The organism is Protofrankia sp. Cj3 (assembly GCF_917627355.1).
Lineage (GTDB): Bacteria > Actinomycetota > Actinomycetes > Frankiales > Frankiaceae > Protofrankia.
In genome coordinates, this window is the sequence record NZ_CAKJTR010000091.1 from 6,872 (window position 1) to 20,428 (window position 13,557).

11 protein-coding genes are annotated in these 13,557 nt (G+C 64.8%); 8 read left to right on the forward strand and 3 right to left on the reverse strand.

Going from position 1 to position 13,557, the window contains the following annotated elements; genetic code table 11:
- The coding region (locus tag MJ783_RS13780) for a BTAD domain-containing putative transcriptional regulator (RefSeq protein ID WP_239310837.1) at positions 1–1,389 on the reverse strand (1,389 nt) is incomplete at its 3' end.
- A 50-nt stretch (positions 1,390–1,439) separates the two neighbouring features.
- On the opposite strand from MJ783_RS13780, the gene MJ783_RS13785 reads away from it, so the two are divergent.
- The 5 genes from MJ783_RS13785 to MJ783_RS13805 all read left to right on the forward strand — a co-directional run bounded on the left by MJ783_RS13785 (position 1,440) and on the right by MJ783_RS13805 (position 6,660).
- Positions 1,440–1,598 (forward strand): hypothetical protein, encoded by a 159-nt coding sequence (locus tag MJ783_RS13785; RefSeq protein WP_370651622.1) that lies wholly within the window; start codon positions 1,440–1,442, stop codon positions 1,596–1,598.
- Between the two features lie 631 nt (positions 1,599–2,229).
- Positions 2,230–3,045, forward strand: a complete 816-nt coding sequence (locus tag MJ783_RS13790; protein WP_370651624.1) for an SAM-dependent methyltransferase — start codon at positions 2,230–2,232, stop codon at positions 3,043–3,045.
- A gap of 417 nt (positions 3,046–3,462) precedes the next feature.
- Complete coding sequence (locus tag MJ783_RS13795; RefSeq protein WP_239310839.1) at positions 3,463–4,482, forward strand: helix-turn-helix domain-containing protein; 1,020 nt, start codon at positions 3,463–3,465, stop codon at positions 4,480–4,482.
- A 165-nt stretch (positions 4,483–4,647) separates the two neighbouring features.
- Positions 4,648–5,067 carry a DUF6245 family protein gene (locus MJ783_RS13800; protein ID WP_239310840.1) on the forward strand — a complete coding sequence of 140 codons (420 nt, stop codon included), beginning with the start codon at positions 4,648–4,650 and terminating at the stop codon, positions 5,065–5,067.
- Positions 5,068–6,063: 996 nt separating this feature from the next.
- Positions 6,064–6,660, forward strand: a complete 597-nt coding sequence (locus MJ783_RS13805) for a pentapeptide repeat-containing protein (RefSeq protein ID WP_239310841.1) — start codon at positions 6,064–6,066, stop codon at positions 6,658–6,660.
- Between the two features lie 155 nt (positions 6,661–6,815).
- Here the strand turns inward: MJ783_RS13805 and htpG are convergent, their stop codons facing one another.
- Positions 6,816–8,729, reverse strand: coding sequence for a molecular chaperone HtpG (gene htpG, locus MJ783_RS13810; protein WP_239310842.1), 1,914 nt, complete (start codon positions 8,727–8,729; stop codon positions 6,816–6,818).
- Between the two features lie 489 nt (positions 8,730–9,218).
- Between htpG and MJ783_RS13815 the strand changes: the two genes are divergently transcribed.
- Together MJ783_RS13815 and MJ783_RS13820 are read left to right on the forward strand one after the other, a co-directional pair.
- Entirely contained in the window at positions 9,219–10,043 is an 825-nt protein-coding gene (locus tag MJ783_RS13815) for an SAM-dependent methyltransferase (RefSeq protein ID WP_370651623.1), read from the forward strand.
- Between the two features lie 54 nt (positions 10,044–10,097).
- Positions 10,098–10,967: a helix-turn-helix transcriptional regulator gene (locus MJ783_RS13820; RefSeq protein WP_239310844.1), complete on the forward strand. Its 870-nt coding sequence runs from the start codon at positions 10,098–10,100 to the stop codon at positions 10,965–10,967.
- Positions 10,968–11,411: 444 nt separating this feature from the next.
- Here MJ783_RS13820 and MJ783_RS13825 read toward each other — a convergent pair whose 3' ends face one another.
- Positions 11,412–12,386 carry a hypothetical protein gene (locus MJ783_RS13825; protein WP_239310845.1) on the reverse strand — a complete coding sequence of 325 codons (975 nt, stop codon included), beginning with the start codon at positions 12,384–12,386 and terminating at the stop codon, positions 11,412–11,414.
- Positions 12,387–13,107: 721 nt separating this feature from the next.
- Between MJ783_RS13825 and MJ783_RS13830 the strand changes: the two genes are divergently transcribed.
- Positions 13,108–13,557, forward strand: a 450-nt coding sequence (locus tag MJ783_RS13830) for an ACT domain-containing protein (protein WP_239310846.1), incomplete at its 3' end; no start/stop codon positions are given.

A 13,557-nucleotide genomic window follows, 5' to 3' on the forward strand; every position in this document is an offset into this window, starting at 1 on the left:
GCCTTCCGCCCGCTCGTCGCGTGGTCTGGCTGTGACGACGATGAGCACCGGCAACCGCACGGCCGCGGCCGCCAATCGCTCCACCTCCCGCGGGTCCATCCCCGCCGGGTCGTCGATGACGACCAGTACCGGGCGCTCCGCCGTGGAGCCCGCGAGCGTCTCGGTCTCCACCGATCCGACGACGAGCACAGCGCCGCGGCCACCCACCCGGCGAGCGAACTCCGCGACGAGCCGGCTGGCACCCATCCCCGGTTCGCCCTCGACGATGACGGCTCCCCCCGCGTCGTCGAGGGCATGCCCCCACATCTGTTCCAACCAGTGCAGTTCCACATCCCGCCCGAGCAACGGGTTGCGGTCTCCGCTCAGCCCAGCCGGCAGGCCCTGCGGGTGTACGGCGTCCGGGAGCAGGCTGGGCTGCTCGGCAAGGATCGCCGCGTTCAGCGCGCGCAGTTGCTGGCTGGGCTCCACACCGATCTCGCCCACGAGCCGGGTCCGGGCCGAACGGTAGGCCTCCAGCGCTTCCGCCTGCCGCCCCGACTCGTAAAGCGCGACCATCAGCTGGCCCCAGAACCGCTCCCGCAACGGATATGCGGCCACCAGCGACTGCAGCTCGCCGACCAAGGCCGCCGCATGGCCGAGGGCGAACTCGGCGTCGAGACGGTCGGCTACCGCGGCCAGCCGCAGCTCCGCAAGCTGATCGCGTTCTGCCACCGCGAACTCGGCGTCACCCAGATCCTCGTACGCATCCCCTCGCCACAGCTCCAGCGCACGCCGGAACCGGGCAAACGCGAGCTCGGGTGCGCCGGCCAGCAGCGCCGGCCGCGCCTGCCCGACAAGCTGTTTGAAAAGTGCCGCGTCCAGGGCCGCCGTGTCGACGCGCAGGCTGTACCCCGACGGCACCGTGACCAGAACCCGCCACCCCGCTGGCGGACGGTCCAGCTCCAGCAGTCGACGCAGCCGGGCAATGTAGCTTCGCAGCGTTTTCTCCGCCGTCGGCGGCGGGGCCGCTCCCCACACCCCGTCCACCAGGCGCGGCACCGAGACAGCCCGGTTACGCTCGGACAGCAGCAGGCCAAGGAGTGTCCGCTCCCGCGGGCCTCGCAACGGCAGCGGCTGACCGTCCCGGCGGACCTCCAGCGGCCCCAGTACCCCGAACCACAGGCCGGGCGAGGCACCGCCGACGACCTCGCCAGCAGGCTCACACGCTGGAGCCGCCAGCCCGCCAGCACCCTTGCCGGCCATGTCGGTTATCCCCTTCGCCATCGGAGCCCTGCCCGACCTGCCCGACGACGCCGGCTGGTTGTCCGAGACTGTTGTGTTGACGAAGTCCGCTGTCTCCGCGGCCGGCCAGACATGATCAAAAGATGCGTCGGTGTCCCGCCCGTCCACCGCGTCCAGCCTCCGAGTTCACGGGATTCCAGCCCTCGACAGAAATGATCATGCTGGCGCCACGCTGGTATCTGTACCGAGCGCTGTCCGGCCCGGACGTGGGAGAACTGCTCGCGGAACACGGACTGGCCGCTGACCATGTGACCGGCTACCGGTGCGCGCGGTGGTTCATCCCACCATCGACCGAAGCAGCCCGACCGTGCCGGTAGACGCCAGGGAAGCATCGGTCCGTCGGCAGCCGGGATCCCAGCGCAGCGGGCTGGGATCCCGGCTGCCACCGCCGCACAGGCTGAAGAAACACCTCCGCCGCACAGCGAGGATCGGTTCCCAGCATGGGAACGTGCGGACCCACCGCGGCCACTGCAAACTCGGTATCGATACCAACCCCCGTCTACGGCTGACGGTCACCTCCGCCGAGCCCACCTTGGTCAGCTGGTCAGCAGGACCCACCGCGTCGATCCGACGGCCGCGGCAGGACTCCGCCGGGAAAAGCGAAACCCCACGCCCACAGCGGACGGTCGCGCCCCGCGCCCGCTCACGGACAGGAGGCCATAAGCAAGTCGATGATCGACAATCAAGGGAACCAGCCTCATCGCCCGACGAAAAATCCAGGTCGGCGCGGTGCTTTCACGGAGCCCCACGTCGAAGCCGGTTTCGGCCGCCTCGTACCCCTGCTGTTCATGCCTTCATGGTCACCCAGCCCGGCCTTGTCCGCCATCTCCACATGGAGATCTCTTTACCGAGACCTCCGTTTGGCGCTACCTGACGCTGTCGGCCTGGTGCACGATGCCGGGCGTGGCGGAACAGAGCAGCGAGACCGTGTGGGACTTCACGTCGGTGTTGCGGGAGGACCGGCTGTCGCCGGAAATCGACACCACAATTGCACATCCAGCCCGCCGGTATGACTACTGGCTCGGCGGCAAGGACAACTTCCTACCCGACCGGGAGTCCGGAGATGCCATCGCCGCAGCATTTCCTACCATCCGGATCGCGGCCCTCGAGAACCGCCGATTCCTGGGAAGGGCCGTACAGTTCCTGGCTGAGGAGGCGGGTATCCGACAGTTTCTTGACATCGGCACCGGTATCCCGACCGCGAACAACACGCACGAGGTCGCCCAGGCGATCGCCCCCGAGTCACGCGTCGTGTACGTCGACAACGACCCGATCGTGCTTGCCCACGCCCGTGCCCTGCTGACCTCCGACCATCGCGGCGCCACCGCCTATCTGGACGCGGACCTCCGGAACCCCGAGAAGATCCTGAGTCATCCGGATCTCCAGCGGACGCTGGACCTGTCTCGCCCGGTAGCGCTGATGCTGATCGCGGTCCTGCACTTCGTCCCCGATGCCGATGATCCGTACGGCGCCGTGTCCCGGCTGCTGGCGGCCCTGCCGTCCGGCAGCTATCTGGCCATCTCCCACGTGACGAGGGATTTCATGTCGCCGGGGACCGCCGCAAGCGTCGACGATGTCATCGCCACAACCCGGGTAACGTTTCAGATGAGGAACCGAGCGGAGGTCGCCCGGTTCCTCGGCGGGCTCGAACTGATATCTCCGGGTATTGCGGCCCTGCCTGCCTGGCGAGCCGAGAACGAACCACAGCCTCGTCCGTCCGCCGCGGACACGGCAGCCTACGGTGCAGTGGCCCGCGTTCCGTAGACATCAGAAGCCATCGGACGGCAGCCCGCGGGCGACGGCCATCGCCGGGTATGCTCACCGCCGCCGCTTACCTCGGGTACCGTCAAACTGGAATCGGAAGTCCGGAACTGACTGGAGCCATCGTTCACAGTGCGCTTTGCCACGGCGGCCTTCGCTACCGATCTGGTGGCTGGTCAGAATCAGTATCTGTTCGCCATCCCCGCCGCACGCGGGATGCGCGGGCGGACACATTCGCCCGCGACATGACAGCGCGTTTCAACAGAGTTGGCCACCGCCGTGGCGGCCAGGAAGAGCACGGCATCTTCTCAACGACGCTGACATCAAGGATGTCATGACCGCTGGGTCCGGACGCCCCGCCACTGATCTACCAGTGGAGCCCACGAAATGCTGTGGTTTGCTGCTCTGACGGAGCATAAGGTGGTCAGAAAGCTCGGGGAAAAGATGATCGAGACGGTGTTCCGAAGTGCGGATCTGCCCGCGGGAGAACGGTTTGATGCCTGGCGTGCGATGGCCCACTGGGCCACTGCCCCGCTGGAGTTTCGCAGCGACCACGAGGAAGACTTCCCAGCGACCTTGCGCCTGCTGGAACTCGGTGCTGTGGACATGTTCACAGCATCTTTTCCGTCGTTACAGGTACTTCGGACCCCAAAACTGATCAAACAGTCCGATACCGAGCAGTACGAGATGGGCTTTCTCCTCCGCGGGAACGCGAGGCTTTCCCAGCTGGGCCGGGACGTCACGGTCGCCACGCGCGAGCTGGTCCTCTATAATACCTGGCGCCCTTTCGATATCTGGATAGGTTCCGGCCGCCACGACATGGCCACAACAGTAGCGATCCGTGTTCCTCGAGCGCTGCTGCCGCTGCCCTCAGCCGCGACCGATCAGCTGATCGCCCGGCGGATATCGGGCAGCACGGGGATCGGTGCCCTCCTCGTGGGACTCGTCACCAACATGATCGCGAACACGAGCCCTTACCAGCCCAGCGACGCACCCCGGCTGGGAACCGTCCTGCTCGACCTACTGACCGCGCTGCTTGCCCATGAAGTTGATGCCGACCGCTTTTTACCATCAGACACCCGCCAGCGAACGCTCGCCTTGCGTATTCGATCATTCATCCAGCAGCGGCTGGGCGAAGCTCAGCTGACCCCAAGCAGCATCGCCGCGGCCCACCACATCTCTACCAGCCAGTTGCATCGCATTTTCCAGCAACAGGACCTCACCGTCTCCGCTTGGATCCGCAGCGAACGCCTAAAGCGCTGTCGCCACGATCTCACCGACCCCGCGCTGCACGCAACACCCATCCACGTCATCGCCGCCCGCTGGGGGTTCTCCTATCCCGCCGACTTCAGCCGCGCTTTCCGCGCCGCTTACGGCATCTCACCCCGTGACTATCGTCACACAGCGCTCCACAACTCAATCGATGAGACGCACCGTTAAGAAATCAGCGACGCTATGCTAACGCCTTCCAGCCGGGTAAACTGGCATCCTGGCCTGAAGCACGCTCTGTAGTCTTGAGCTACCCATGTAGATGACATCGACACATGAATAAATCATGACCGGGTCGGTCATAGCCCGCTATTTTCGTGGTTGTGAGGTTCCACCATGCCCGACGATGACACCGACAGTCGAACGTTTGCTTTGATCACGGAGGTGAACGAGGAGATTGAACAGAAGATTGCCGCGCACGCGTCCACGAGCCTGCGCATCCTGCTCGATGTCATCGCCGCTAGTCAGGCAGCTGTCACCCAAGGCGACATGACCACGCTGAGCGCCCAGCCCGGGCAACTGCACCGGGCACGTGAGGCGCTGCAGGCAGCCCTTGTCAACACCAACCTCCTGCTAGAACAAGAGCGACGAAGAACGGGTCGTCCTGGCCCCGAGCTCTCGGCCACCGGCGGTGTCGAATGCACCGCGCTACAAGCCCTCGCATGGAGGCCCTCCGGCAGTAGGGCGTTCGATCAGACAGCGGCGTCCGGGTGGCTGGATCGCGAGCCGGACAACCCTATTACCGGAGCCTCTTAGAGAGCATTCGTTCATTTTGTGATGTTTCAGTCAGGTTTCTGGCGATGGTGAGGCGGGGCAGAGTCGAACCATCCCCCGTCAGAGCCGCCTCGGGCGGTGCAGACGACGGCGCAGGTGAGTCGATACCCCACCTCGCCGTTCCCGAATCCTGGCAATTGCCGCGTACCGGATCCGACAAACTTCGCCTAATCTGAACGAGATACGCTCTTAGAGCACTCGGCGGACACCTCGGCGGACAGCCCCACGGGTGGCGGCGGTTCCGTCCCGTGACTGGGAACCGGCCGGGCCGGGGACGAATCAGGCGGGGTTCCGAACTGATCGGACATCATGAAATCTCCCCAGGACGAAAATCTAACCTGAATTCGCTCAGAACGTCGGCAATAGCCGCAATAGCTGATATTATCACGCGGCGCGGTGGGACCGAGGCACGCGCCTCGCGGTGCCGCGTCCCCTGTTAGCGGGCGGGCGTGGAACGTATGTCGACCAGGACGCCAGCCACGCGTCCAGCCCTGGCCTTCTTCACCGTCTCTATCTGGAGATCTCCTTATCGAGACCTCCGTTTGGAGCTACTCGGTGCTGTCGGTCCTGGCGCAGGCTCCTTGCTGTGACGCGGACGCTCGACCTGCGGAAAGCAGGGTGCCGCTGACCGTGTAAGCCGACAGCCCGCGGTGCCCGCTCCGGGCAGTACCAGCGGCACCCGGAAGGCTCCCGAACACCTTCCCGGCCACAGCTGTGATGGGAGATTCTCTTTTCTCGCGCGTGGCTGCCCGCCTACCTCATACGATCACTTCGCCAACCAGGTCAGCGGCCGGCTATGTGACGTCCGGGCCGCCGGCCGCAGGCAACGCGGGTTGATCATCACTTCCCATCATCGAATGCACACGGCAGGCTATCCCCCCGATGACATCGTGGGGATCATCGGTAGGGACGCACAACCCGCGCCGTGCAAGACCTCCTGTACCGCCATGGCACAACGCTGAAGGGATGGGACGGGCCATGACTACCGATCACGACGACATGGACCGGCTCCCGGCCGCGTTCCCCCTCGATGACGACCTTATCCGCTGGGCACAGGCCCGTTCTCCCGACATACTCGCCGCCGAGCCGGATGCCCGCGCCGCCGCGAGAGCGCCGGTGAACCCGGCTGACCGTGACTTCACCGGCGCCCGCTTGGACGGGGCGGACCTCACCGGCGCCGACCTGCGCGGGGCGGACCTCACCGGCGCCGTGCTGTCCTGGGCGACCCTCACCGGCGCCCGGTTGGACGGGGCGGACCTCACCGGCGCATGGCTGGACGGGGCGGACCTCACCGGCGCCGTGCTGTCCTGGGCGACCCTCACCCACGCCGGGCTGGTCGGGGCGGACCTCACCGGCGCCGACCTGCGCGAGGCGAATCTGCGCGGGGCGGACCTCGCCAACGCCTGGCTGGGCGGGGCTGACCTCACCGGGACGCTGTGGTCGAGGGACACCCGCTGGCCGGACGCCGAGTGGGCATGGCGGATACGTGACTCCTCGGACGAGGTATCCACCGGCCTGTTCCGGGTCCGGCCGGATTCGGGCCGGGATCACGAAGCCTCGCTGTCCCCTGTCTGACGCGGCGCGTTCCCGGCCACCCGGGCAAAACAACCACAAAGCCTCCGGCCATAACCGGAAGCAACGTTCCGGAAGCCCGCGGGCGCGGTTCCGGAAGCCCGCGGGCGTGCTTCGTCAGGATTCTTCCCGCGTGGGGTGGCAGCGGTTGCCGCTCGCTACAGCGTGCGCACCAGGCGATCGGCGAGGATGCGCGTGAAGCGAGACGGATCGCCGAGTTCTCCGCCTTCGGCCAGCAACGCCATTCCATACAGCAATTCCGCTGTCTCCGTGAGAACGTCGGATTCCGCTTCCCGCTCGTGTGCCTTTCGCAGCCCCGTTACCAGGGGGTGCGTGGGATTGAGTTCCAGAATACGTTTGGGATGCGGCACCTCCTGCCCCATCGTGCGGTACATCTTCTCCAGGGTCGGTGTGATGTCGTGCGTGTCACCCACGATGCAGGCTGGCGACGTGGTGAGACGTGCGGACAGGCGGACCTCCTTCACCTCTTCCCGCAGCTTCGTCGCCATCCAGGACAGCAACGCGGCGAACGCCTGCTGCTGTTGTTCCCGGTCGGGTTCGGCGCTCTTCTTCTCATCTTCGGTGTCGAGGTCGACCTGGCCCTTGGCGATCGACTGCAGTGGTTTGCCGTCGAACTGCGCGACCCGTTCGACCCATACTTCATCGACCGGATCCGTCAAGACCAGAACCTCGTAACCCCTGGCGCGAAAGGCCTCCATGTGCGGTGATCTTTCGATCATCAACCGAGAATCGCCGGTCATGTAGTAGATGTCGTTCTGGCCGTCCTTCATGCGGTCGACGTACTGCCGCAGGGTGGTTGGCTGGTCCGGGTCGTGTGTCGAGACGACAGAAACGATCTCGAGTATCGCCTCTCGGTTCTCGACATCGTCGAGAAGGCCCTCCTTCACGGCACGACCGAACTCGTTCCAGAAGGCCCGATAGCGCTCGGCCTCGTTGGCCTGCATGTGCTTGACCGTCGCGAGCACCTTCTTGACCAGCCGGCGGCGTACCAGCTGGATCTGGCGATCCTGCTGGAGGATCTCACGCGAGATGTTGAGCGACAGATCATGCGCATCGACGACACCCTTGATGAAGCGGAGGTAACTCGGCATGAGCGCCTGGCAGTCGTCCATGATGAAAACACGCTTCACATACAGCTGAATTCCCTGCTTACCCTCCCGCATGAACAGGTCAAACGGCGCGCGGGACGGGATGAACAACAGCGCCTCGTACTCGAAGTGCCCTTCGCCCTTCATATGAATGGTCTCGAGTGGATCGGTCCAGTCGTGGCTGACATGCTTGTAGAACTCGTTGTACTCAGCCTGGTCGACATCATCTCGTGAGCGCGCCCACAACGCCTTCATGGAGTTGAGCTGCTGGATTTCGATCGTCGTCGTGTCATCTTCGCCGGTCCGTTCGGCAGCCATCCGGATGGGCCACGAGATGAAATCAGAATACCGCTTTACGATCTCCCGAATCTTCCACTCGGCGGTGTAGTCGAAAAGACGGTCCTCGCTGTCCTCAGGTTTCAGGTGCACGGTTACCGCAGTGCCCTGCGGTGCGTCGTCGACCGACTCGATGACATATGTGCCCTCGCCGCTCGACTCCCACCGGGTGCCAACGCTTTCACCGGCTCGACGGGTCAGCAGCGTGACCTTGTCCGCCACCATGAAGGTGGCGTAAAAACCGACACCAAACTGTCCGATAAGATCGTACGACGCCGCGGCGTCCTTCGACTCCTTCATCTTCCGGAGCAGCTCGGCCGTTCCGGATTTGGCGATAGTACCGATGAGCTGGATGACATCGTCACGGGACATGCCGATGCCGTTGTCGCGCACGGTCAGGGTACGCTGTTCCTGGTCGGCCTCAATATCAATACGCAAGTCAGATACGTCGGCCTGGAGGTCGTTGTTGACCAACGACTCGAGTCGCAGTTTGTCGAGGGCATCAGATGCGTTGGATATCAGCTCACGCAAGAAGATATCTTTGTTGGAGTAGATCGAATGGACCATCAGCTGTAGCAGCTGACGCGTCTCGGCCTGGAATTCCAGCGTCTCAATCCGGTTGCTCACGGGACTCCTCTATGCGGGCACAAGGGTCGTTCGTGGAAAGGATACCGAGTGGCCGTGCGTTGATGGCTGCGGTCGCAACCCGCCAGCGCATCAGTCCTGGCGAATGCTGCCTGCCGATCGGCGGGCTGCGTGCGCGGCCGGTGGGGGCCCAGTACTCCACGTGGGGTATTGACCCGCATGTTCGCCTGTGAGATAAGAGGCTTGCGCTGGGCAGGCTGGATGGCCGTACCGCGCTGGCTTCGCCATGGCCTGGCACGCGGCACCCGCGGCCGAGGCTGCCCGGTGCGCGCGGAGAGGCCGGGAGGGAGATGGAACTCCTGATCTTGTCAAGTAGTTTTTACGACACGTGAAAAAATATCCCGAGCGACGGCTCCGACACTCGGCCAAACTCTTCGACAGATCGATCCCGCCACGATAACCAGCCCTGCGTGAATGCAGCCCAGCCAAAGCCTATGATCGGCCCGGCCAGCACCACCGAGCGTCCCGAGTATGGAGTGCCCTGTGAACGACTACATCGACAGCTACCCACCCCCCACGTTCGACACCACCAAGCCGCACTCCGCCCGCGCCTGGGACTACTGGCTGGGCGGTAAGGACAACTTCGCCGTCGACCGCGAGTTCGCGGACCGATACGCCGAAATCTTCCCAGAGATCATCGAGATTGCCCGCGCCGACCGGGCCTTCCTCGGCCGCGCGATCAGCTACCTGGCCGGTGAGGCGGGTATCCGCCAGTTCCTCGACATCGGTACCGGCCTGCCCACCGTGGACAACACCCACGAGGTCGCCCAACGGATCGCCCCGGACTCCCGCATCGTCTACGTCGACAACGACCCACTCGTGCTGGTTCATGCCCGCGCCCTGCTCAGCAGTAGTCCTGAAGGCGCCACCGCCTACATTGACGCCGATATGCGCAGCCCCCAGAAGATCCTCAACATCGCCGACCAAACCCTGGACTTCACCCAGCCCATCGCGCTCAGCCTCTTAGGGATCATGGGGACCATCGCCGACCTCGATGAGGCACATGCGATTGTGAAGGAATTCATGAACGCCCTGCCCTCGGGCAGCTATCTGGCCGTCAACGACGGTACCGATGTCCTCATGGGCGAGGCGCGCCGCCAGGAACTCCTCCAGCTCACCCGCGAACGCCCCGGCTACGGGTACTACCACCGTCGTACCCCTGAGCAGATCGCCCGGTTCTTCACCGGCCTCGAGCTCCTCGAACCCGGGGTAGTGTCAACCCCCCTCTGGCGGCCCGCCCCCGGGAGCATCCCCACCGCGTTGGACGCGTTCTGCGGTGTCGCCCGCAAGCCCTGAGTACCCCGCGGATCGCGGCGGTACCCTCAGGCAGGACGATATACGGGAGACACGATGACAGTGCAGCCGGATCGGGGGCCGGTTGCGCTCCGAATTCTACTTGGTGGCCAGCTGCGCCGGCTCCGGGAGAGCCGGGGTATCAGCCGCGAGGCGGCCGGGTACGAGATCCGAGGCTCCGAATCGAAGATCAGCCGACTGGAACTGGGGCGGGTCGGGTTCAAGGAACGTGATATCGAAGACCTGCTCACCCTCTACGGGATCGTCGACGAGGCCGGACGAGCGCCGATGCTCGCGCTGGCTCGGGAGGCCAACCAACCCGGCTGGTGGCACCGCTTCGCCGATATTCTGCCGGACTGGTTCGAGTCGTACCTGGGCCTGGAGAGCGCCGCGACACTGATCCGGACCTACGAGGTCCAGTTCATCCCAGGCCTGCTCCAGACCGAGGACTATGCCCGTAGCGTTATCATCCAGAGTAATGCCCCTGGCACCGTCTCGGCCAAGGACATCGAACGCCGAGTCGACATGCGGATGAGCCGGCAAAAGGTGCTGGACCGCCCGAATCCACCCCGGCTGTGGGCTGTGCTGGACGAAGCGGCCCTGCGGCGCCCGATCGGCACGCCCGCGGTGATGCGCACTCAGCTGGAACGGCTGATCGCGGTCTCCGAGCGACCGAACCTCGCCATCCAGGTGATGCCCTTTGCGTTCGGCGGCCACGTCGCGGAAAGCGGCGCCTTCAGCGTCCTGCGCTTCGCCGAACCAAACCTCCCGGACATAATCTACCTGGAGCATCTCACCGGCGCGGTCTACCTGGACAAGGTAGCGGACGTGAGCCGCTATGCGGAGGCCATGAATCGTCTCAGCGTCGACAGCTTGCCGCCCGACAAATCCGCCGAGCGCCTCGCCAGAATCATCGCCGAGACATAACCGGCATCGGCTCGGCCGGCAAGCGCGATGAGCCGCCGCCATCAGCTCCGCTGACGACGGTGGCTCATCGCATTCAAAGCATCAGAGCAGGAACGGGAAAAGGAAACGGGGCCAGGGCACGCACCTCGCGTCATTGCTCCCCGTCCAGCGCCGCGCGATGCACGGGTACCCCGGCTCGTCGGTCGCCACCCACCACCTCCGGTGCCTGCCTCCGCCGCCTCGCGATGCACGCACCCCAGCCCCACTCCTTGATCCACACCCCTATTGCCGGGCGCTCTGAGAGAGCGTGTGAGATCGCCATTCCGGCTCGCCGCGTCCAGGCGCCCCCTGGCCGCGTTGTCGGCCACACCGAGACAACTCATCCGGTATCGCTTCGGCCTTCCGCCTTGCCAGGGGGCGCCTGGACGCGGCTCACTGATCGAAAGCCCGATCTCACACACGCTCTTAGCTAGACGAAACCACATCGATTCCCACTGATCGGGCCATCGTCGCGACGTCACGGACGCCGGGGTATCCTGGCGGTGCCGCGGCAAGAAAACGTCGGACTTTCGCTGCCGCTGTTGGCCCGAACGGACCCATCGGAGCACCGGCCGCGATGGCCTTCGCCATCAGTTCCGCCGCGCGGTCCGGCTCCTTGTCTGCCAGCGCCAAGGCATGTGACATGGCCAGGTGGTTCCGCAACCCGGTCGGACCATTGTGGGTTACCGTCGGCGTCCACTCCGCGGCGATGCGCATGGCCGGAGCCGTCTGCCCAAGCATGGCGTAGACATCCACCGCGGTCACTGCCAACTCGGCCTGTGACAGCCCCTGGAACGGACGCGCATGGAACGCTGGAGCGCCGTACCGATTCGCGGTCTGCCGCGCCGCGCAGAGCGAGCTACCGGCATTAACCTGATCCCCGAGCGCGGCGTAGGCTTTCGCGGAGATCGCGTGCAGCCGTGTCATCTGCAGTCCCCCCGCGACCATCCCGACCCACTTGGCACTGTGCGCAAGCGCCATCTTCGGGTTGCCGCTGGCAAGCGCTGCCGTCGCCCACGTCCCGGCGATGTGCGCGCCCAAGCCGAGATGCGCGATCTCATCCGCATGATTCGCGGCAGCCGACAACGACTGCTCCGCTTTGACGTACTTGCCCTGATCTACGAAGGACAGTCCGAGCAGCGCTCCGAACATGGCCTGGGCCTCGTGCGTGTCCCGCTCGGCCTTTGCTGAGAGCCGGCCCTGCCGTAAGCCCGCGAGAGTCCGGAGATGCACACGGATCACGTTCGCCGTGACAGCGACGTCCTGATCCATATACCGGGCCATGATGCGGTCCGCCGCGGCCTTGGCCGTGTCGATGGTGCTCATGCCGTCCATCCCGATGACGAGCCCTGCCGCGGTAAGGGCGGCGAGAGCGTCGGCATCCCTCCTGGTGATGTGCATGCCCGCACTGAGGCCCTCCTGTGTGATCTGACTTGCGGTTCCGCATCGTGAGCACGAACCTGCCTGGAGTGCGATCACAGCAACTATAAGTCATTGCATACGTGGTTGCACATGCGGCTGCACGTGCAACCCTACCAAGATCTATAATCTCGCCGTCCTCGTGACCAGCGTGCCCGAGCTGAAACCGGCCTCACCAACGGCGAGAGCCGCGAAACCCGCCGCCGCACGCCACGCGGGCCCATCCGCGTTCCGTCCCGACTCCGTTGGGTTTCAACTTTTTGCGTGTCAGCGGACATGGTAACCTCACCGTCACCATTCACATAAAAACTGTAAACGACCAATCAGCTTCAGGTATCCAACAACCACCGGTCACGACAAACCACCGCCAGGCCCGCCAGCACAGGACCGACCAGCAGGCGGCACAACGCCGATGAGCACCAGCTGGCCGGCCAGCGTGGCGCGCACACTCCCGCCGCAGCCACTGGCAGCCTGGTCGTCATGGTTTTCCGGAGAACGCCGGGTAGCCGTACGCTCGGAGGACCGACACAATGGCCGTACCCATACGCATAGCCGGGAATGGGCACGGCTACACGCGAGCCCATATCGGTACGCACCCGAAAACAGCCAGGAACGACACAGCGCGTAAACGAGGACACGGCCGAGCGTAATAGTTCACAACGAGTGTTTACAGGCATCCTGCCTTTTGGGACAGTATGCCAACATGAAGCCAACAAACAAACTCGGTAGTCTTTCTCAACGCCTGGTATTGACGCTCAGCTGTCCGAACCGGCGCGGCATCGTCGCGGCGGTGTCCGCCTTCGTCACGGATACCGGCTGCAATATCATCGAGGCCCAGCAGTACGGGGATCCCGACAGCACCCATTTCTTCCTGCGCCTGGCCGCCGACCTTGAGGAACCGCACGGCAGCCTTGACCAGATACGAGTCGCTTTCGGTACGGTCGCCGATACGTTTTCGATGGACTGGCGGATCTGGGACGCCGCCGTCCAGCCACGGATATTGATTATGGTGTCACAACACGATCACTGCCTGGCCGACCTGCTGTCGCGCCACCGCGCCGGCACCCTGCCCGTCCACATCGTCGGTATCGTCTCCAACCATCAGGACGCCACGGAACTGGCCAGCTGGCACGGCGTGCCCTTCCACCACTTA

Excerpts from the sequence above, each read along its gene's own strand:
- MJ783_RS13785 (WP_370651622.1), top strand. The coding sequence starts at position 1,440 with ATGCTGGCGCCACGCTGGTATCTGTACCGAGCGCTGTCCGGCCCGGAC.
- MJ783_RS13815 (WP_370651623.1), top strand. The coding sequence starts at position 9,219 with ATGGAGTGCCCTGTGAACGACTACATCGACAGCTACCCACCCCCCACG.
- MJ783_RS13825 (WP_239310845.1), bottom strand. The coding sequence starts at position 12,386 with ATGCACATCACCAGGAGGGATGCCGACGCTCTCGCCGCCCTTACCGCG.
- MJ783_RS13820 (WP_239310844.1), top strand. The coding sequence starts at position 10,098 with ATGACAGTGCAGCCGGATCGGGGGCCGGTTGCGCTCCGAATTCTACTT.
- MJ783_RS13800 (WP_239310840.1), top strand. The coding sequence starts at position 4,648 with ATGCCCGACGATGACACCGACAGTCGAACGTTTGCTTTGATCACGGAG.
- MJ783_RS13805 (WP_239310841.1), top strand. The coding sequence starts at position 6,064 with ATGACTACCGATCACGACGACATGGACCGGCTCCCGGCCGCGTTCCCC.